The sequence below is a fragment of the Chromobacterium sp. IRSSSOUMB001 genome (assembly GCF_023507765.1).
In the GTDB taxonomy this organism is placed as follows: Bacteria; Pseudomonadota; Gammaproteobacteria; order Burkholderiales; family Chromobacteriaceae; genus Chromobacterium; species Chromobacterium haemolyticum.
The window spans coordinates 240,157-259,704 of sequence record NZ_JALCYU010000002.1 but is presented as its reverse complement, the minus strand read 5'-3'; the positions used below and the strand labels follow the sequence as shown (position 1 = coordinate 259,704).

Below are 19,548 nucleotides of genomic sequence, written 5' to 3'. Positions count from 1 at the left end.
TTCTTATCCAGGGCGGGCTCCGGCCCAAAACGGCTTGGCGCTTGGCTTGAGAGCATATTTGCACAGTTTTATCAACAAAGTTATCCACAGGGTTTTCGGTTTCAATCCTGTGACGTTAATTTTTCCTGTAAAAACAAGGGGCAAGGCTTTTTGCCTCAGAGTCGCTGTCCTCGTTTGTCTTGATATTGCTCAAGTAAGCGCTTTCTTCTTTCGTCCGGGGCGGATGCCGACGGCTTGGTTTTGCCGGACGGTTATGCTTTTGGCTTGACCGTCGCTGGTGCACCGAAGGAAAGATTCATGATCCGTCGCGAGATCGTGAACCTCTTCTTCAGATCGGCTAACAACAATCAGTTTCACGGCTGAGGCAAGGCGGTGCAACGCAAGATCAGACGTTTTGTTGGCCGCTCTTAGAACGTGTTTACGATCTCGCGAGCAAAAGCGAGACAAGGCGAAAACGGCTGAGAAAGCGGAATGTACGAGTGGTACATGAGCATTTCGAAGCGGTTTTCAACGCCGTATCGCTGCAGCGCAGCAGATCGTAAACAGGTTCTTAGGCGCTCAGCTCCTTCAGCAGTTCCTTGACCCTGACCACGCGCAGCGCCACGTCCTGGATATCGGCCTCCACGCGCAGCTTGTCCTGGCCCGCCAGCCGGTAATTGCGCTTGGTTTGCAGCAACTGGATGATCTTCATAGGGTCTATCGGCGGGTTCTTGACGAAATGAACCTGAATGGCTACCTCGCTGGCGTCCAGCTTTTGCACGCCCAGCGGCTTGGCCAGCAGGCGCAGGCGGTGGCTGTCTATCAGGGTCTTGACGGTTTGCGGCGGCAAACCGAAGCGGTCGATCAGCTCTTCGTGAATGTCGTCGATTTCCTGCTCGCTCTCGCAGGTGGCCAGCCGCTTGTACAGCACCAGCCGTTCGTGCACGTCGGGGCAATAACCGTCCGGCAGCAGCGCCGGGCTGTGCATATTGATTTCAGTGGTGACGCCCAGTGGCGCGTCTAGGTCCGGAGTGCGTCCTTTTTTGAGGTCGCGCACCGCCTGTTTGAGCATTTCGGTGAACAGAGAGAAACCCACTTCCTGCATTTCGCCGGATTGGCCTTCGCCCAGCACCTCGCCGGCGCCGCGGATTTCCAGGTCGTGCATCGCTAGGTAGAAGCCCGCGCCCAGCTCCTCGGACATCTGGATGGCCTCCAGCCGTTTCATCGCGTCTTTGGTGATGCCTTCCGGCGTCAGCAGATAGGCATAGGCCTGGTGGTGGCTGCGGCCGACGCGGCCGCGCAGCTGGTGCAGCTGGGCCAGGCCGAACTTGTCGGCCCGATTGATCAGAATGGTGTTGGCGTTGGGGATGTCGATGCCGGTTTCAATGATGGTAGAGCACAGCAGCACATTGAAGCGCTGCTGCAGGAAGTCGCGCATCACTTGTTCCAGCTCGCGCTCGCGCAATTGACCGTGGGCCACGCCAATGCGTGCTTCCGGCACCAGTTCCGCCAGTTTTTCCCGCATGTTTTCTATGGTGTCCACCTCATTGTGCAGGAAGAAAACCTGGCCGCCGCGCTTGAGTTCGCGGAGTACCGCTTCGCGTATCACGCCGTTGGCCATCGGGCTGACAAAGGTTTTCACCGCTAGCCGGCGGCTGGGGGCGGTGGCGATGACGGAGAAGTCGCGCAACCCTTCCAGCGCCATTGACAGGGTGCGCGGAATCGGCGTCGCGGTCAGCGTCAGCACGTCCACATTGGCGCGCAACCGTTTGAGCTGTTCTTTCTGGCGCACGCCGAAACGGTGCTCCTCATCGATAATAACCAGGCCCAGGTTCTTGAATTGGATGTCCGGCTGCACCAGCTTGTGGGTGCCGATGACGATGTCGATGCCGCCGTCGGCCAGGCCGGCCAGCGAGGCCTTGCTTTCCTTGGCGCTGCGGAAGCGGGAGAGTTCTGCGATTTTCACCGGCCAGTCGGCAAAGCGGTCGGAGAAATTCTGAAAATGCTGTTCCGCCAGCAGGGTGGTGGGCACCAGCACCGCCACCTGTTTGCCGCCAAGGACAGCGACGAAGGCGGCGCGCAGCGCCACTTCGGTCTTGCCGAAGCCGACGTCGCCGCAGACCAGCCGGTCCATCGGCTTGCCGGAGCACATGTCTTGAACCACGGCTTCGATGGCGCTGGCCTGGTCCGGGGTTTCTTCGAAGCCGAAACCGGCGGCGAAGGCGTCGTAGTCTTGATGGGACAGGCTGAAGCTGTGGCCTTCCCGTGCGGCGCGTTGCGCGTAGAGGTTGAGCAGTTCCGCGGCCGTGTCGCGGGCTTTTTCCGCGGCGCGTTTCTTGGCTTTTTCCCAGGCTGGATTGCCCAGCTTGTGCAGGTGGATCTGGTCCGCCGCGCCGCCGGCGTAGCGGGAGATCAGGTGCAGTTGGCTGACGGGCACATAGAGGGTGGCGCTGTCCGCGTACTCCAGTTGCATCAGTTCGGTTTCGCCTTCGCCCAGGTCCATGGACACCAGGCCCACGTAGCGGCCGATGCCGTGCTGCTCATGCACCACCGGATCCCCCGCCTTGACTTCGGCCAGGTCGCGCAGCATGGAGTCGGAACCGGCGCGCGCGCTTTTGCGGCGGGTGTGGCTGCGCGCCACATGTTGGTACAACTCGGATTCGGTGACTACGGCGATGCCGGCGCCGGGCAGGGCGAAACCGGTGTAGAGCGGTGCCACGCAGAGCGCCAGCGGCATCTCGCCGGCGATGAATTCGGCCCAGCCGTCCACCGGGCGCGGCTTAATGCCGTGCTCTTGCAGGAACTGGTGGACGGTTTCGCGGCGGCCCAGGCTTTCCACTGTAATCAGGATGCGCTGACGGCCGCTGCGGATGAAGGCGTCCAGCTTGTGCATTGGCTGCTCGGCGCGGCGCTCCACCGCCAGCTCCGGCAGCGGGGCGCAGCCTTCCGCGAGCTCGCCGTCGCCGGCCAGTTCGATGCGGGCGTAGGGTTTGAGCCGCGCCATCAGTTCGTCCGGGCGCAGGAAAATGTCGGCCGGCGGCAGTACCGGGCGTTCCAGATCGCCGCGCGCCATGTCGTAGCGGCTTTCCACGTCTTGCCAGAAGACGTTGGCGGCGTGTTGCACATCATGGTGCAACACAATCAGCGCGTCGTCGCCCAAGTAGTCGAACAGAGTGGCGGTGTCGTCGAAGAACAGCGGTAGGAAGTATTCGATGCCGGCCGGCCACAGGCCTTGAGAGACGTCTTTATAGATGCGGCTTTTGCTGGGGTCGCCTTCGATGCGTTCGCGGTAGCGCTGGCGGAAGGCGGTGACGCCGCTTTCATCCGCCGGGTACTCGCGCGCCGGCAGCATCCGGATTTCCGGTACCGGGTACAGGGTACGCTGGTTGTCCGGATCGAAGGTGCGCAGGCTGTCGATTTCGTCGTCGAACAGATCGATGCGGTAAGGCAGCGCCGAGCCCATTGGGAACAGATCGATCAAGCCGCCGCGGATGGAGAATTCTCCCGGGGCCATCACCTGAGTGACGTGGTGGTAGCCGGCGGTGACCATATTGGCGCGCAGCTGTTCCACGTCCAGCCGCTGCTTGGTCTGCAGGAAAAAGGTGCGTCCCAGCAAATAGCTTATCGGCGCCAGCCGCGTCATCGCAGTGCCGACCGGGGCGATGATCACATCGCATTCGCGCTGATGGATCTGCCACAAGGTGGCCAGCCGTTCGCTGACCAGTTCGCCGTGGGGGGAGAAGTGGTCGTAGGGCAGGGTTTCCCAGTCCGGCAGTAGCGCCACGCGCAGCGAGGGCGCAAAGAATGGGGCCTCGGCTTGCAGGCGTTGGGCGGATTGCGCGTCGGCGGCGAGGATGAGCAGCGGACGCCGCTGGGCTGCGAGGCGGGCGACGATGTTGGCGTCCAGCCCGGCGGGCAGGCGTCCGTGACGAGTTTTCTGACTGGCGGGAGGTATCCGCGGGAGATTATCCAACATGCTGCTTCACTAGTTTTGGCGGTTTCGGGCTTGGCGGTTTCGGGATTATAGCAGCCGTCCGCCGCGCGCCGTTCGCTGGGCTTGCGCAAGGTCGGCGCGGCTTGTGTTCGGCGGGGTGAATATTTTCATCGGCATTGTCTGGCTGCATCCGGCAATTGCATATATTGTATGTCAGTCGGGTGGTTTTGTTTTTCATTTGGCATATATGCATTTGATTTTTTAATGCAAAGTTAATTGCGGCGCGCGGCAGAGCGCCGGCGCGAACGGGGGCGGGGTGGTGTGACAGTCGGATCGGCTTGCCGGGACGCGGCGGTGTTTCTCGGGTTTTTGGCGTGCACGGCATTCTGGCCGCGCGAGCCGGTATTGGGGTTTTCGCTGGCGGCCTTTCTGGCTCACGGCGTATGGAGTTATCGTCTTTTGCGTCGCGGTTGGCGGCAGTCCTGGTGGTGGCCGCTGGCCGCCGCCGCGCTGGCCGCTCAATGGTCGTCGCCGCAATGGGCCGCTCTGCTGCTGATCAGCCTGTACGCGTTGGTGCCCGGTCTGTACGCGGCCGGCTTGCGCGGAGGGCTGGCGGTGCGTCAGCCGGCGGACTTATTGCGGCTGCTGCTGCGCTTGGCCTGCTATCCGTCGGTTCTGCTGGCCGGTTTGGCCGCCGGCGCCGGATGGCGCTGGTTCGGCATGGAGGGTTTGTGGTCGTGGGCGGCGCAGGCTTGGGGCGTGTCCGGGCTGGCCCTGTCCTTGTGCGTGCCGCCGGCCTTGTATGCGTCCGGCGCAACGCCGACGCGGCGTCAGGTGTTGGAAACCGGCCTGATCCTGGCTTTGGCCTGCGTGGCGTGGCTTAGCCTGCTGGGCAGTAGCCTCGCTTATTCGCTGCCCTGCCAACTGGTGTTCTTTCCTCTGATGTTGTGGGCTGCTTTCCGCGTGGGTTTTCGCGGCGCGGCGCTGGTGGGGGCCTGGGTGCTCGGTCTGTTGTCGCTGTACGTGCTGGCGCCGGAGTTGACCATGCACGCCAGCGTGCTCAACGGCGCCAGCGAGGTGGCGCTGACCTTGGCCTTGAGCTGCGCGACTCTGCTGGTATCGGTGTTGGCCGATGGCCATCGCCAGAACGAGAGCGCGCTGCGTGAATTTCGCGCCAGGGTGGAATCCCTGGTCAACAATAGTCCCAATATGATGTCGCTGAAGGGGCTGGACGGCCGCTTCCTGCTGGCCAACGCCGCCTATGCGCGGCGGGTGGGCCGCTCGCCTCAGGGCATGCAGGGCTTGACGGTGGAAGAGCTGTTCGACGCGGCGGACGCCGCGCAAATTCGCGCGCAGGACGCGGTGGTGCTGTCCTGCCTGGAGCCGCGCCAGTTTGAAGAGAGCTTCTTGTTCAACGGGGTGCTCAGCCATTTGTTGGTCACCAAGTTTCCCCTGTTCGACGCTCATGGCCGCCCGGCCGGGGTGGGCAGCGTGGATACCGACATCACTCAGACCCGTCAGGAGCAAAAGGCCAAGCGCGAGGCGGAGGAGCGTTACCGCGCTCTGGTGGAGCAATCGCTGGTAGGCATTTACATCCTGCAGGACGAGAAGCTGATCTACGCCAATCCCAAGCTGGCGGCCATTGTCGGCTATCAGCCCAAGGAGCTGGAAGGCATGCCGATGGACCTGTTGCTGGTGCCGGGCGAGGCGGTGCGCATCCGCCAGCAGATCGTCAAGCGCTACCGCGAGAACATCGCGGTGCTGCAGTACGGCACCCGCGCGGTGCGCAAGGACGGCGTGGTGGTGGACGTGGAGATCCACAGCCGCTTGTTCGATTACGAGGGCAAGAAGGCCATCATCGGCGTGGTGATGGATATTTCCGAACGGTTGGCGGCGGACGCCAATCTGCGGCTGGCGGCCAAGGTGTTCGAAAACTCGGCGGAAGGCATTCTGCTGATGGACGCCGAGGCGCGCATCATCGCGGTCAACCACGCTTTCAGCCGGATTACCGGCTACGCCGAGGACGAGGCGCTGGGCAAGGTGTCGCGCATCTTTGGAGATCAGAAGCAGCTGGGCCGGCAGGCGATGCTGGAAGCGCTGGCGGACCGCGGCCATTGGCAGGGCGAGATGCAGGACCGCCGCAAGAGCGGCGAGTGGTATCCGGCAGAGCTGGCGATCTCGGCGGTGCGCGACGCCGGCGGCGCGCTCAGCAACTACGTGGCGGTATTTTCCGACATCACCTTGCGCAAGCAATCCGAGGAACGCTTGCAGTTTCTGGCCAATCACGATCCGCTGACGCAACTGCCCAACCGCAGCAGCCTGACCGCGCGGCTGGACGAAGCCATCATCAGCCTGGATTGCGCCAGCGGCTCGCTTGCGGTGATGTTCATCGATCTGGACCGTTTCAAGCTGATCAACGACTCCTTCGGCCATCAGGCCGGAGACGAATTGTTGCGCGAGACGGCGCTGCGTTTGCAGCGGGCGGTGGGCGCGCGGGGTTTGCTGGCGCGGCTGGGCGGCGACGAGTTCACCCTGGTGATGACAGGGTTCAAGGACGCCGCCGCCCTTGTGGCCGCCGCAGAAGACACGCTGGCGGCGCTGGGCCAGCCGCTGCGGCTGGAAAACCACGAGGTCTACGTCACCGGCAGCATAGGCATCAGCGTCTATCCCAACGATGGCACCGACGCCCAGACCCTGCTCAAGAACGCGGACGTGGCGATGTACCGCGCCAAGGAGGCGGGCAAGAACACCTATCAGTTCTTCGCCGCGGAAATGAACACCCAGACCTTCGAACGCCTGCTGCTGGAGAACGGCCTGCGGTTGGCGCTGGAGCGCGGCGAACTGGAGCTGCACTACCAGCCGCAGGTGGACGCGGTCAGCCGCCGGGTGCTGGGCGCGGAAGCGCTGATCCGCTGGCGCCATCCGCAACTGGGCCTGGTGCCGCCGGGCCGCTTCATCCCGCTGGCGGAGGAAACCGGCCTGATCAAACCCATCGGCGACTGGGTGCTGCAAGAGGCCTGCCGCCAGTTGGCGGCCTGGGACCGTCAGGGCCTGACGGTGCCGCGGCTGGCGGTGAACCTGTCCGCGCGCCAGTTTGAACAGCAGATGCTGCCGTTCAAGGTGGCGGACGCGCTGAGGGCCGCGGGCCTGTCCGCCGCGCGGCTGGAGCTGGAAATCACCGAAAGCATGATCATGCTCAACCCGGTGGAGGCGGTGCGCCAACTGGGCGAGTTGAAGGCCTTGGGCGTGGGCTTGTCCATCGATGATTTCGGCACGGGTTATTCCTCATTGTCCAGTCTGAAGCGTTTCCCGCTGGACACTTTGAAGATTGATCAATCCTTCGTTGAAGGCTTGCCGGACGACGGCGACAACGCCGCCATCGCCGAGGCCATCCTGGCGATGGCGCGCAAGCTGCAATTCCAGGTGGTGGCGGAGGGGGTGGAGAGCGAGCGCCAGGCGCAATTCCTTACCAGCAAGGGGTGCGCCTTGCTGCAGGGCTATCATTTTGGCCGCCCGGTGCCGGCGGCGGAATTGCCTGCCTTGCTGGCCGGCATCGTCGCCGTGGGCGAGCAGCGGCAACTGGAGCTGATGTCCGGCGTGGAGGTGCTGGGCAGCTGAAAGCAAGCCGGTTTTGCCCTGAACCGCCGCGCGCTCTAAAATGGCGGGATTGTCATTAGAGAATCGCCATGAGCAACAAACGCCTGATCCACGGCTTTCACGCCATCAATGCCCGTTTGTGGCAGAACCCCAAGAGCCTGCTGGAAATCTGGCTGGCCGGCGGCCGCCACGACGCCCGCGCCAAGGCGGTGATAGACAAGGCCGCCGAGGAAGGCATCAAGCTGCACATCGTCGACAAGGAGCGCCTGGACAGCATGACCGGCAACGCCCGCCACCAGGGCGTGGCGGCCACCATAGACGCCAGCCGCAATTTCGTGCACCTGGACGACGTGCTGGATAATCTGAGCGAGCCGGCCTTGCTTCTGATTCTGGACGGCGTGACTGATCCACACAATCTTGGCGCCTGCCTGCGGGTGGCGGACGCGATGGGCGCGCACGCGGTGATCGCGCCCAAGGACCGTTCCGCCGGCCTCAACGCCACTGTGTCCAAAGTAGCGTGTGGCGCGGCGGAAGTGATTCCCTATATCACGGTCACCAATCTGGCGCGCACTTTGCGAGACCTGAAAGACGCCGGCATCTGGATCGCCGGCACCACCATGGAGGCGGACACCGACCTCTATCACTGCGACGCCGCCGGCCCGCTGGCCTGGGTGATGGGCTCGGAGGGCGAGGGCATGCGCAGGCTGACCCGCGAACACTGCGACGTGCTGGTGTCCATTCCGATGTTCGGCACCGTGGAGAGCCTGAACGTGTCGGTGTCCGCCGGCATGGTGTTGTCGGAAAGCCGTCGCCAGCGCACGCTGGCCCAGGCCAAGGCCGACTGATTCCGGTTGTCCCGAAAACCAGGCCCCCGCAACGCGGGGGCTTTTCTTTGGGCGCTCGGTTTGACTGTGATCAGATGCCGGCCTAAAAAAGTAGACAGAATTTGGAACCGATCTGGCGCAGCCATAGTCTTGTTGATACCTTACCTGGGTATCCTATTAAGAGAGGAGTGCAGTGATGGATAGACGTGGATTCATCGGCGCCGGCGCGGCGTTGGCCTTGGTTCCGCTGCTGCGGCAGGCCTGGGCGGCGCAGCCGTCAGCCGTCGATCATGGCGCGATGGGGCATGGCGCGATGGGCGCGGAGACGGCGCCGGCCGCGGCCGGCCTTGGCCTGCCGGCGGGCCTTGCCTTGCCGGTCCTGCCGCTGCTGCGCAATCAGAGTGCGGCCCCCGGCGTGTTTCAAGCTGGTTTGAGCGCCGGCGCGCAAGCGTTGCCGCTGCTGCCGGGCAAGCCCGCTACCGTGTTCTGGAGCTATAACGGCCAGGTGCCGGGACCTACGATAGAAGTGTTTGAAGGCGACGAGGTGCGGCTGCATTTCGAAAACCGCCTGTCCCAGCCCACCACCATTCATTGGCACGGCCTGCCGATTCCGGCGGACCAGGACGGCAATCCGCAAGACCCTGTGGCGCCGGGGCAGAGCCGCGAATACCGTTTCACCTTGCCGCAAGGCTGCGCCGGCAGCTATTGGTATCACCCGCACCCGCACGGCCATACCGCCGAGCAGGTGTATATGGGGCTGGCCGGCGTGTTCGTGGTCAAGAGCCGCAGCGATCCGCTGGCGCATCTGCCGGAGCAAAGGCTGGTGTTGTCGGACCTGAAGTTGGACGCCGAAGGCAAGATAGCGGCCAGCAGCGAAGCGGACCGCATGGACGGCCGCGAAGGCCAGTTCGTGCTGGTCAACGGCGCTTGGAGACCGCATTTGACGCTGGGCGCGGGCGAGCGTCAACGCTGGCGGATCTGGAACGCGACCAGTGCGCGCGTGCTCAAGTTGGCCTTGCCCGGCCATGAACTGGAACTGGTCGGCAGCGACGGCGGCCTGCTGCAGCGGCCGCGCCGCATCGACAGCCTCTCGCTGCCGCCCGGTGCCCGCGCCGAGCTGGTGGTGACCGGACGCTTCGCGCCTGGTCATGGCGCCGGCCTGTTGGCCCTGCCGTATCGGCGCGGCAAGATGATGTCGGCCGAGCAGGAAGACACCTTGACGCTGCTGGAGCTGCGCCGCGGGGCCGAGACCGAAACCACTGCGCAGCTGCCGGCGAGACTGCGCGAGATCGAGCTCTTGGGCGAGCCCGCGGTGCGGCGCAAAGTGGTGCTGTCCGAGGATATGGCCAATCCCGCCGCGATGTTCCTGATTAACGGCAAAACCTTCGATATGGGACGGGCTGACTTTGTGGGCAAGGTGGGGGTGGTGGAAGAGTGGGAGATCGTGAACCAAGCGGATATGGACCACCCCTTCCACATTCACGGCACCCAGTTCCAGGCGCTGGCGCGCCGCAAGGACGGCGTCTGGCGCGATGAACCGTTCCTGGCCTGGCGCGACGTGGCCAATGTCTCCGCCGGGGAGACGCTGCGACTGCGTTTCCGTCAGGACATGCCAGGCCTGCGCATGTTCCACTGCCACATCCTCGAACACGAGGACGCCGGGATGATGGGCATGCTGAAAGTAGAGGCCTAGGCGGCCGTGCGCAACTGCGTCACAATGATTGTTGCCCGGCCTGTTTTAAGCATGGCCGGGCTCGCTTTGAACCCGCTTGGATTAGGATGGACATGACGCAAGAAAAACCGCAGGACGGCTGTTGCGACGCAGCGGCCCCGCTTTCCGATAAAACCGTGGTGCAGCCGGGGAAGAGCGCGCTGGTCAAGAGGCTGGCGCGCATTGAGGGCCAGGTGCGCGGCATCAGCGGCATGGTGGAGGCGGATCGCTACTGTGTGGATATCCTGACCCAAGTGGCGGCGGTGAAGTCGGCGTTGGACGCGGTGTCCATGCAACTGCTGGAAAATCACATGAAAGGCTGCGTGGCGCGCGCGCTGCATCAGGGCGACGCCACCGGCATGGTGACCGAACTGATAGATGTGGTCAAAAAAGTGCGCTGAACCGCGCCGCCGCAAAGGAGTACGTATGAAAACCCCGCTCGCTGTTTTGCTTTCTCTCGTTTCCGCGCTGGCCACGGCGGGGCCTATCCCGTTCGAGGTCTACATCAAGCTGCATAAGGGCATGTCCGAGGCCGAGCTGGTATCTCAGACCGGCGCCCCCGACTACAGCAGCAACGGTCCGACGGTCAAAACCAAGGACGCCAACACGGTGGTGGAAACTAGTACCCGTACGCTGTCCTGGCTTGCCAACGACGCGGTTCCCTACACCACCACCGTGACCTTGAGCAATGGGGTGGTGGTGGACATCTCGCGTGACAAAAAGCTCTGAGAGCTTGTTCAAAGTCTGATGCGCTTCGTGGAGCGTTGCACGGTGAGTACAAGCTCAAAATGCTCATGTACCCCTCGTACACTCGGCTTTTTCGCTCGTTTTCTCCTTGTCTCGCCCTGGTTCGCGAGCCTTTGTACAGGCTCTGAGAATCCGTTTGTCCACGCCCTCGGGACTCTTGCAGACGCCAAGCCGCCGTTTTTGCCACATACGCATACCCCGCGGCGCGGAAGGCACTGATTTTATTTGCTTGTCACCGCCTAAGCGCGTAGAATGCCGCGGTTTCAACCCCTTGCCTTTTGCAACTGCATGGCAAAAGGCTTCAATAGCCACAAGGAGTTAACATGCGTCATTACGAAATCGTGTTCATCGTCCACCCGGACCAGAGCGAACAGGTTCCGGCCATGATCGAGCGCTACAAGGGCATGGTTCTGGCCGCTGAGGGCAAGATCCATCGTCTGGAAGACTGGGGCCGCCGTCAACTGGCTTACCCGATCCAGAAGCTGCACAAAGCTCACTACGTTCTGATGAACGTAGAGTGCCAGTCCGAAACCCTGGCCGAGATCGAACACGCCTTCAAGTTCAACGACGCTGTTCTGCGTCACCTGACCATCAAGCTGGATCGCGCGGTTACCGAAGCGTCCCCGATGATGAAGGACGAAAAGGCCAAGAACCTGCTGGACGCCCAGCAGCCGGCAGCCGAGGCTGAAGCTTCCGCCTAATAGGCGAGGAGCGAAGTCTTGCAGAACCGTCTGGCTCTGACCGCCACGGTCGACCGCGAGGATGCGCTGAGATACACCCCCGCCGGCTTGCCGGTATTGGAAATGTGGCTCAAGCATCAGTCCAGACAGACAGCTCACGGTTTTGATCGGGATGTGGCCTGCGAAATACAGGCCGTGCTGATAGGCGAAGAAGCCCGGAAGTTTTCCGGGAAACTGGCGGGAAACACGGTGAACCTCACCGGCTTTCTGTCCCAGCGCAGCCTCAGGAATCCGCGGTTAGTGCTCAATATCGAATATGTTGAATTTGTAAAAGGTTAGTCAAAATGGCTCGTCAACTCTTCAAGCGCAAGAAGTTCTGCCGCTTCACGGCAGAAGGCATCAAGGAAATCGACTACAAATCCGTTGATCTCCTGAAGGACTTCATCGCCGAAAACGGCAAAATCATCCCGGCTCGCATCACCGGCACCAAGGCCCGCTACCAGCGTCAGCTGACCACTGCTATCAAGCGTGCTCGCCTCCTGGCCTTCCTGCCGTACACCGACCAGCACTAAGCCGGGAAAGGAACTTAAAAGATGCAAATCATTCTGCTCGAAAAAGTTGCCAACCTGGGTCAACTGGGTGATGTGGTTAAAGTCAAGGATGGTTACGGTCGTAACTTCCTGATTCCGCAAGGCAAAGCCAAGCGCGCTACCGAAGCCAACCTGAAAGAGTTCGACGCTCGCCGCGCCGAACTGGAAGCCAAGCAAGCCGAGATCCTGGCTGACGCCAAGGTCCGCGCCGAGAAGCTGAACGAAGCGGTTGTCACCATCGCTCAGAAAGCCGGCGTTGACGGTCGTCTGTTCGGTTCCGTGACCAACGTCGACGTTGCTGAAGCCGTGACCGCCTTCGGCGTGCCGGTTAAGCGTTTCGAAGTTCGCCTGCCGAACGGCCCGTTCAAGGCCATCGGCGAGTACGACATCGAGATCGCTCTGCATCACGACGTTGTTACCCCGATCAAGATCGTGGTTGTTGCCGAAGCTTAATTTCCGCTTTCGGGAATCGCTTTACGAAAAAGCCCGCTCATCCGAGCGGGCTTTTTGTTTGGGCGCGCGGGGCGTTTCAGTCGTCCTGGTTCAGTACCAGGCGCGCCCGCAGGCCGGGGGCGTCGGCCTCGGCGATGGACAGCAGGCGGTCGATATTGGGGTGCTTGCCCGGATTGGCGCGGGCGTCCGGCGTATGTTCAGCGTAAAGCGCCAGCCCTTCGCGCGCGGCCTTGCGGTCAATGTGGCCGTGGTTCTTGATCAGGGCATGGTAGACGCGTACCGAACCGGCGGTGCCGGGCTGATTTTCCAAACGGCCGACCGGCTCGCCGCTGGCGTCCAGCAGCACGATGGCGCGGATATCGTCGATGGAGGGCAGGGTGTTGAGAATGTCCTTGAAAACGCTTGCTTGCATGATGTGCTTTCCTATTGTCGTTATCGTGGCGGGCTGCGGCGGCTGCCCGTTGAGTGGCGGGGTGTTGCAGGTGGCCTGTGGAGCAAATCTGGGCCGGATGCAAAACCGCCGAGTGTAGTCGGATATTAGGCGTAGGAGAGGTTGAGAAAGTTCAGACCGTCGCCGCGCATTGCACTTTTTTGGTGCGTCCTATTGGGGTTTTTGCCTTGATTTGGTGCAATTTGTGTCCGCAGGCATTCATTACACCATGCTTTGAGCGGCCTTGTGTTGCAAAGGTATTAATTAATCAATGGCTTGGCCAGTTACTGTTAACTTGGCACGGCAATTGCTAAATATAAAGCGATCTGGTGACGCCAGGGCATGGCCCAGCGTCTCGCGCCAGTCTCCAAAGGGGATAAGAGAGCGGCAAAGCCGCCTTGGATCGGGGTCGATCGGCGAAGCCGACGGCCCCGTTTCATTTTTGCGTTATGGCTGCTCGCCCACCAGGTAACGCTGGCTCATTCGCTTGAAGTGCTCTCCGCCGGCTTGGCGCAGGCATTCGAACAACACCATTTCCTTGCTGACGATGACGGCGCCGGCGTCTCGCATCCGCTGCAAACCCAGCTCAATGTCGGACACCTTGCGGCTGGATACCGCGTCCGCCACCACGAAGACCTGTTTATCCAGTTCCAGCAGCTCCAGTACGGTTTGCAGCACGCAAACGTGGGCCTCCATGCCGCAAACGATGGTTTGAGGCCGGAGCAGGACTGTTTCCGGCAGACAGTTCGCCGCAACGCAGGAGAAGTGGGTTTTCTCTACCACTTGCGAGTCGGGCGCTTGGGCGAGCAGTTCCGGCAGGGTATGCCCCAGGCCGCGCGGGTATTGCTCGGAAAACACTACCGGCAGGCCGTGATCGGCGGCCACGCCTATCAGCCAGCGACAGCGCGCCGCCATGCCGGCCGCGTCCACTACCGCCGGCGCCAGCTTTTCCTGGATGTCCACCACTAGCAGGCTGGCCTGTTCCTTGTGCATCAGCATCCTATTCTCCTTTTGCTTATTGGTCTTGGTCGCGGTGTTCAGGATACCGCTTTTGGCCCGGACATGCGCCATCACGGCATCTGATTGTCATCGCTCTTGCCGTTGCAAGCTTCTCCCAGTCATGATGGTGATTTCTGAATTGCAATCTTCGGGGGAATGTTATGCACGATTTACTGATCAGGAAGGTTGAGCCGGAGGATGCGCCGGCCTTGGCGGCGATGATGGTGTTGGAGGAAGTGGTGGCCAATACTTTGCAACTGCCTTACCAATCGGTGGACGACTGGCGGCGGAAGCTGGCGCAAACGCAGCCGCACGTGCATTCCCTGGTGGCCTGCAACGCCGAGGGTCGGGTCATAGGCAACGCCGGCCTGATCGGCAATGAGCGTCCGCGCATCCGGCACGCGGCCGCCCTGTTCATCGTCGTGCATCCGGACTGGCATGGCCGCGGCGTGGGATCGGCATTGCTGAGGGCGGTGCTGGAGCTGGCCGACAACTGGCTGGGGCTGCTGCGGGTGGAGCTGGCGGTGGTGCACGACAACGAGCCGGCGATCGCCTTGTACCGCAAATTCGGTTTTGAGCTGGAAGGGCGGCGGCGGATGGAGCAGCTGCGCGCCGGCCGTTATGAAGACACGCTGATCATGGCGCGCTTGCGCCGGCCGGAATGACAAAGCACCCGCGTGGGCGGGCGCTGGCTGAGTGTCGCGCGGTTTACTTGCCGGCTGCGTCTTGCGCTTGCGGCGCTTGCTGCTGCTGTCCTTGCAATTGCGCGTCCATGCGCGTGCGCATTTCCCACATATTGGACAACCCTTCGCCCGCCATCGCGGCGCTGGACAGCAGGATAAGGGACAGAGTGGTCAGTACGGTTTTCTTCAGCATGATGTTTCCTTTCATGGCAAATCGACCGGTCGACCGGCTCGGCGCAGGGCGTCGACGGAGGTCGGCTAAGGGCCTGGCGAAGCTTGTCGCTGTTTTAGCGGCCTGCATCGCCATTGAATTCTAGTGAGTGCCGGGACTTTGTCCGGTCATGGCGGCGATCAATTTGCAAACGAGTGTGAATCGCGTTTCGCGGGGGGCTTGGCCTCCCGCCGCGGAGCGCCGGCGGGAGGGGCGGCTTGCCATCTTAGCTGGCGGACTGGTTGGTCTGAGCGCCGGCTGTTGGGATTTGCTGAGAAGCGGCGGCTTGCTTGGCTGCGATCTGGGCATCCATGCGCTCGCGCATTTCGCGGGCGTTATTGGCGCCTTCGCCTCCGGCCATGGCTACGCCGGACAAGATGATCAGGGATAGTGCGGTGAGTACGGTTTTCTTCATGGTGATTTCCTTTCATTGCGATCTTGCCACGGCCGGACTGTTTGGGTCCGGCGACAGGGCTTGAGTCGACATTCTATGGCGGGCTTTGCCGCAGTGCGGTAAACGATTGTGATCGTGTGCTAATGAACTTTGATCGTGTTTACAAAGCTGGATTAGCGGCCTGCCTGGCTGGTCTGGGCCGGAGCCGGAGCTTGCTTGGCGGCGATCTGGGCTTGCATGCGTTCGCGCATTTCGCGGGCGTTGCCGGCGCCTTCGCCACCGGCTGTGGCGGCGCCGGACAGAACGATCAGAGACAGGGCGGCGATAACGGTGTGTTTCAACATGGGGAATTCCTTGTAAAGTGTGGGAGGCGCGCTTATTTGGCTTGCTGAGCCTGGGCTGGGGTTTGCGCCTGCTTGGCGGCGATCTGGGTTTGCATGCGCTCGCGCATTTCACGGGCGTTGCTGGCGCCTTCGCCGCCGGCTGCGGCTGCGCCGGACAGAACGATCAGAGACAGGGCGGCGATAACGGTTTGCTTCAACATGGTCAAAATCCTTGTGCGATTAAGTGGCTTGGCGGCGGCCTGGATGTTCAAAATGCTAGAATCGATCCGGTGCTCCGCTAAGGAGTCGAGCTGCCCGCTCTGGCAGGCTGAGCGACTTAGTGACTGAATATTAAGGATGTTTTTTAGCCGCAGATAGCGGAATGATTTGCACTGAACCATCAGTAAATTTGAATATGAAACTATCACTCGACGCTTTGCTGGTGCTGGACGCCATCGACAACCACGGCAGCTTCGCCGCCGCAGCGGATGCTTTGTTCCGGGTGCCGTCCGCGGTGACTTACACCGTGCAGAAGCTGGAACAGAGTTTGGGCGTGCAGATATACGATCGCAGCGGACACCGCGCCCGGCTAACGCCGGCCGGCGAGCGTCTGCTCAAGGACGGCCGCCATCTGCTGGACGCGGCGCGTCAGCTGGAGCTGAGGGTTAGCAAGCAAGCCCAGGGCTGGGAGCATCAGTTGCGCATCGTAATCGGGGATCTGGTGGACTTTGGCCAGGTAATCCCGTTGATCGCGGAATTCGATCAACTGGCTTCTGCCACGCGACTGATTTTCCGCAGCGAGATTTTCGGCGGCACTTGGGACGCCCTGTACGACGACCGCGCCGATCTGGTGATAGGCGCGCCTAATATGCCGCCTCCCGGCGACTATTTCACCCGCACCATAGGCAGTTACGATTTTGTGCTGGTGGTGGCCGCCGGTCATCCGCTGGCGGCGGAGGATAAGCCGCTGCCGCCGCATGTGCTGCGTCAGCACCGCGCAGTGGCGATAGGCGACACTTCACGACGCTTGCAGCCGCGCACCGGAGGTTTGCTCGATGGTCAGGATGTGCTGACCGTGCACAGCAGCCTCGCCAAGCTGGATGTGATCCTGGCCGGCCTGGGCAGCGGCTATCTGCCGCGCTCCATGGTGGGGCCTTATCTGGCCAGCGGGGATCTGGTGGCCAAGGAAGTGGCCGAGGACAGTCCGGACCACCAGATGTGCTTTGCCTGGAAGCAGGCACAGCCTGGCAAGGCGTTGCAGTGGTTCATTCAGCGTTTGGAGCAGGCGGTGGAAGCGGGCGAACTCCGGCCGTGAAAAAGCCGGCGTCCGTGAGGAGGCCGGCCGGGCATGCGTGCCGCGGGCAGGTTCTTAGAGCCAGTTCAAAATCTAGCGAGCAAGAGCGAGACAAGGCGAAAACCGCTGAGAAAGCGGCATGGTCAAGTGGTACATGAGCATTTCGAAGCGGTACTCACCGTGTCACGCCTCACGAAGCGCAGCAGATTATGAACAGACTCTTAGATGTCCTGGCCCTCGACGATGCCGTCGTGACTGGTGGCCTGCTTGGGCAGCAAGAGGTTCAGCACGATGGCCAGCAGCGAGCAAAGGCCAACGCCAGCCAGCTCGAAATCCCCCAGCTTCAGGCTGAGGCCGCCGATGCCGGAGGTGAGCACCACCGAGATGATCACCAGATTGCGCGGTTCCATCAGGTCCACCTTGGCCTCGATCAGGGTTTTCAGGCCGATGGAGGCGATGGTGCCGAACAAGAGCACCATGATGCCGCCCATCACCGGCAGCGGGATGGACTGCAATAGCGCGTTGAACTTGCCGAAGAAGGCCATGGCGATGGCGAACAGCGCGGCCCAGGTCATGGTGACCGGATTGAAGTTGCGGGTGATCATCACCGCGCCGGTGACTTCGGCGTACGTGGTCACCGGAGGGCCGCCGATCAGGCCGGCTACGCAGACACCCAGGCCGTCGCCGGACAGGGTGCGGTGCAGGCCGGGCGATTGGGTGTAGTCCTTGCCTGTGACGCCGCCTATCGCCATCACGCCGCCGATATGTTCAATGGCCGGAGCGATGGCCACCGGAAGCATGAACAGCGCGGCCGCCCAGTTGACTTCCGGGCTGTGGAAGGCCGGCATCGCGAACCAGGGCGCGGCCGCCAGTTTGGCGAAGTCCACCACGCCAAACAGCGCGGCGGCGATATAGCCGACGATGACGCCGGCCAGAATGGGCACCAGTTTGAACAGGCCGCGCGCGAAGATGGACACGATGATGGTGGTGGTCAGGGAGATCGCCGCCAGCAGCATGGAGACCGCGTAAGGCGTGACCTGCTTGCCGCCGGCGAGGCCCATCGCCATGCCGGAGGCCGCGGTGGCCACCGACAGGCCGATGATCATGATCACCGGGCCGATCACCACCGGGGGCAGCAGCCGGTTGACGAAGGCCATGCCGCGCCAGCGGACCACGGCGGAAAACAGGAAGTACATGAAGCCGGCACAGAACAGGCCGAACTGCGTCGCGCCCTGGCCCCAGGTGTGCATCGAATAGATGATGGGGCCGATGAAGGCGAAGGAGGAGCCGAGGAAGATCGGCACTTGGCGCCCGGTGTACAACTGGAACAGCAGGGTGCCGATGCCGGCTCCCAGCAGCGCCATCGCCGGATTGAGGCCGGTCAGCAGCGGCACCAGCACCAGCGCGCCAAAGGCGACGAACAGGATCTGGGCGCCGGACACAGCCAGCTTGAGTTGTTGGAGCATGATTTTAGCCTCTGGGGTCGTCTCTGTCTGAATGGGGGGGGCTGGCCTAAAGCAGCCGCTTGCCGAGAATGCGCGCTTGCGGTTCCAGGCCTCGGCGCAAGTAGAAGTTCAACGCGGCTTGGTTGAAATCCTTCACCTCTAGCCGGATCTCGTCGGCCGAATGTCGCCGCGCCCAGTCCTCGGCCGCGTTCAGCAAGGCTGAACCCTGGCCCTGCCCACGCCGCTCCGCCGTGACCACTAGCGTGGCGACACGGCAAATGCGTCGAGGCAGCAGGAAGGGGAGGGTAAGGTCCTGCAGGGTCAAGGCGATGAAAGCGGTGACCTCGCCATCGGTCTCCGCCAGTAGCAGCCCGGCGTTGGGAGTGTTCAGCTGACCGGCCCAGAACGCGCTGTCGCGGTCTGCGGCGCCGTTATCGGCGAAAGTGTGCGGCAACGCAAGGTGGTGCTGCAGATTGATTTCGTCGGCAAGACGGCAGATGGCGAGCAAGTCGCTGGCGGCTGCGGGGCGTATTGTCATGGCTGAGACCGGATGAGGCGCGCAAAAAAACGCCGCGTCCGAAACGGGAGCAGCGGCGCTGGAATGGCTCATGATCAGGCTTGCTTGGTGCCGAAGATCTTGTCGCCGGCATCGCCCAGGCCGGGAATGATGTAGCCATGTTCGTTCAGGTGGCTGTCGAGGGAGGCGGCGTAGATCTGCACGTCCGGATGGGCGTCGTTGACGATCTTCACGCCTTCGGGCGCGGCCACCATCACCACGGCCTTAATCTGTTTGCAGCCGTTGCGCTTGAGCAGGTCTATGGTAGCGACCAGCGAGCCGCCGGTGGCCAGCATCGGATCGATGATGATGGCGATGCGTTCGTCCAGATTGCCGACGAACTTCTCGAAATAGGACACCGGCTCCAGCGTTTCCTCGTTGCGGGCCAGTCCAACCACGCTGATCTTGGCGGAAGGCACCAGGTCGAGCACGCCGTCCAGCATGCCGATGCCGGCGCGCAGGATAGGCACTACGGTGACTTTCTTGCCCTTGATTTGCTGGACATCGATCTTGCCGCACCAGCCGTCTATGGTGACGCTTTCCAGTTCGAAGTCGCGGGTGGCTTCATAGGCGAGCAGGCGCGCCAGTTCTTGGGTCAACTGGCGGAATTTCATGGTGCTGGTATCGGCTTCGCGCAGCAGGCCGAGTTTGTGTTGCACCAGCGGATGCTGGACGACGGTGATGTTCATGAGACGTTC

General features: G+C 62.3%; 21 protein-coding genes. 11 read left to right on the top strand and 10 right to left on the bottom strand.

Annotation, left to right across the window (positions count from 1 at the left end; translation table 11 throughout):
• Positions 1 to 550: 550 nt before the first annotated feature.
• Positions 551 to 3,955, bottom strand: coding sequence for a transcription-repair coupling factor (gene mfd, locus MOV80_RS03325; protein ID WP_249604833.1), 3,405 nt, complete (start codon positions 3,953 to 3,955; stop codon positions 551 to 553).
• A 312-nt stretch (positions 3,956 to 4,267) separates the two neighbouring features.
• Here mfd and MOV80_RS03320 point away from each other — a divergent pair, with 312 nt between their 5' ends.
• The 9 genes from MOV80_RS03320 (at position 4,268) to rplI (ending at position 12,515) form a co-directional block, all read left to right on the top strand.
• Positions 4,268 to 7,531, top strand: coding sequence for an EAL domain-containing protein (locus MOV80_RS03320; protein ID WP_249604832.1), 3,264 nt, complete (start codon positions 4,268 to 4,270; stop codon positions 7,529 to 7,531).
• A 68-nt stretch (positions 7,532 to 7,599) separates the two neighbouring features.
• Complete coding sequence (rlmB, locus tag MOV80_RS03315; RefSeq protein WP_019103594.1) at positions 7,600 to 8,355, top strand: 23S rRNA (guanosine(2251)-2'-O)-methyltransferase RlmB; 756 nt, start codon at positions 7,600 to 7,602, stop codon at positions 8,353 to 8,355.
• Between the two features lie 175 nt (positions 8,356 to 8,530).
• Positions 8,531 to 10,027, top strand: coding sequence for a multicopper oxidase family protein (locus MOV80_RS03310; protein ID WP_118266634.1), 1,497 nt, complete (start codon positions 8,531 to 8,533; stop codon positions 10,025 to 10,027).
• 92 nt (positions 10,028 to 10,119) lie between these two features.
• The gene (locus MOV80_RS23405; protein ID WP_043592068.1) at positions 10,120 to 10,446 is read left to right on the top strand and encodes a metal-sensitive transcriptional regulator; all 327 of its coding nucleotides are present in this window, start codon (positions 10,120 to 10,122) and stop codon (positions 10,444 to 10,446) included.
• A gap of 25 nt (positions 10,447 to 10,471) precedes the next feature.
• Positions 10,472 to 10,774 (top strand): hypothetical protein, encoded by a 303-nt coding sequence (locus tag MOV80_RS03300; RefSeq protein WP_019103591.1) that lies wholly within the window; start codon positions 10,472 to 10,474, stop codon positions 10,772 to 10,774.
• 341 nt (positions 10,775 to 11,115) lie between these two features.
• Positions 11,116 to 11,493 (top strand): 30S ribosomal protein S6, encoded by a 378-nt coding sequence (gene rpsF / locus MOV80_RS03295; RefSeq protein ID WP_043592023.1) that lies wholly within the window; start codon positions 11,116 to 11,118, stop codon positions 11,491 to 11,493.
• An 18-nt stretch (positions 11,494 to 11,511) separates the two neighbouring features.
• Entirely contained in the window at positions 11,512 to 11,811 is a 300-nt protein-coding gene (priB, locus tag MOV80_RS03290) for a primosomal replication protein N (RefSeq protein WP_019103684.1), read from the top strand.
• A gap of 5 nt (positions 11,812 to 11,816) precedes the next feature.
• Positions 11,817 to 12,044 carry a 30S ribosomal protein S18 gene (rpsR, locus tag MOV80_RS03285; protein WP_043592020.1) on the top strand — a complete coding sequence of 76 codons (228 nt, stop codon included), beginning with the start codon at positions 11,817 to 11,819 and terminating at the stop codon, positions 12,042 to 12,044.
• A 21-nt stretch (positions 12,045 to 12,065) separates the two neighbouring features.
• The gene (gene rplI / locus MOV80_RS03280; RefSeq protein WP_043592018.1) at positions 12,066 to 12,515 is read left to right on the top strand and encodes a 50S ribosomal protein L9; all 450 of its coding nucleotides are present in this window, start codon (positions 12,066 to 12,068) and stop codon (positions 12,513 to 12,515) included.
• A gap of 76 nt (positions 12,516 to 12,591) precedes the next feature.
• Here rplI and MOV80_RS03275 read toward each other — a convergent pair whose 3' ends face one another.
• Both MOV80_RS03275 and MOV80_RS03270 read right to left on the bottom strand, forming a co-directional pair.
• Positions 12,592 to 12,927, bottom strand: a complete 336-nt coding sequence (locus tag MOV80_RS03275) for a DUF2322 family protein (protein WP_043592017.1) — start codon at positions 12,925 to 12,927, stop codon at positions 12,592 to 12,594.
• Positions 12,928 to 13,392: 465 nt separating this feature from the next.
• On the bottom strand, positions 13,393 to 13,944 hold the full coding sequence (locus MOV80_RS03270) for a hydrolase (protein ID WP_118268588.1): 552 nt from the start codon (positions 13,942 to 13,944) through the stop codon (positions 13,393 to 13,395).
• Between the two features lie 161 nt (positions 13,945 to 14,105).
• Between MOV80_RS03270 and MOV80_RS03265 the strand changes: the two genes are divergently transcribed.
• On the top strand, positions 14,106 to 14,609 hold the full coding sequence (locus tag MOV80_RS03265) for a GNAT family N-acetyltransferase (protein ID WP_019100734.1): 504 nt from the start codon (positions 14,106 to 14,108) through the stop codon (positions 14,607 to 14,609).
• 43 nt (positions 14,610 to 14,652) lie between these two features.
• Here MOV80_RS03265 and MOV80_RS03260 read toward each other — a convergent pair whose 3' ends face one another.
• From MOV80_RS03260 to MOV80_RS03245, 4 genes are all read right to left on the bottom strand, one after another.
• Positions 14,653 to 14,820: a hypothetical protein gene (locus MOV80_RS03260; RefSeq protein ID WP_162896996.1), complete on the bottom strand. Its 168-nt coding sequence runs from the start codon at positions 14,818 to 14,820 to the stop codon at positions 14,653 to 14,655.
• Positions 14,821 to 15,064: 244 nt separating this feature from the next.
• On the bottom strand, positions 15,065 to 15,253 hold the full coding sequence (locus MOV80_RS03255; protein ID WP_019100732.1) for a hypothetical protein: 189 nt from the start codon (positions 15,251 to 15,253) through the stop codon (positions 15,065 to 15,067).
• A gap of 152 nt (positions 15,254 to 15,405) precedes the next feature.
• Positions 15,406 to 15,576 (bottom strand): hypothetical protein, encoded by a 171-nt coding sequence (locus MOV80_RS03250; RefSeq protein WP_019100731.1) that lies wholly within the window; start codon positions 15,574 to 15,576, stop codon positions 15,406 to 15,408.
• Positions 15,577 to 15,608: 32 nt separating this feature from the next.
• The gene (locus MOV80_RS03245) at positions 15,609 to 15,776 is read right to left on the bottom strand and encodes a hypothetical protein (RefSeq protein ID WP_019100730.1); all 168 of its coding nucleotides are present in this window, start codon (positions 15,774 to 15,776) and stop codon (positions 15,609 to 15,611) included.
• 194 nt (positions 15,777 to 15,970) lie between these two features.
• On the opposite strand from MOV80_RS03245, the gene MOV80_RS03240 reads away from it, so the two are divergent.
• Positions 15,971 to 16,870: a LysR family transcriptional regulator gene (locus MOV80_RS03240; RefSeq protein ID WP_039754100.1), complete on the top strand. Its 900-nt coding sequence runs from the start codon at positions 15,971 to 15,973 to the stop codon at positions 16,868 to 16,870.
• A gap of 200 nt (positions 16,871 to 17,070) precedes the next feature.
• On the opposite strand, the gene MOV80_RS03235 is transcribed toward MOV80_RS03240, so the two are convergent.
• The 3 genes from MOV80_RS03235 to upp form a co-directional block, all read right to left on the bottom strand.
• Entirely contained in the window at positions 17,071 to 18,315 is a 1,245-nt protein-coding gene (locus tag MOV80_RS03235) for a uracil-xanthine permease family protein (protein ID WP_019100728.1), read from the bottom strand.
• A gap of 46 nt (positions 18,316 to 18,361) precedes the next feature.
• Positions 18,362 to 18,832, bottom strand: a complete 471-nt coding sequence (locus tag MOV80_RS03230) for a GNAT family N-acetyltransferase (protein ID WP_039754110.1) — start codon at positions 18,830 to 18,832, stop codon at positions 18,362 to 18,364.
• 74 nt (positions 18,833 to 18,906) lie between these two features.
• Positions 18,907 to 19,539: a uracil phosphoribosyltransferase gene (upp, locus tag MOV80_RS03225; RefSeq protein WP_019100726.1), complete on the bottom strand. Its 633-nt coding sequence runs from the start codon at positions 19,537 to 19,539 to the stop codon at positions 18,907 to 18,909.
• Positions 19,540 to 19,548: the final 9 nt, after the last annotated feature.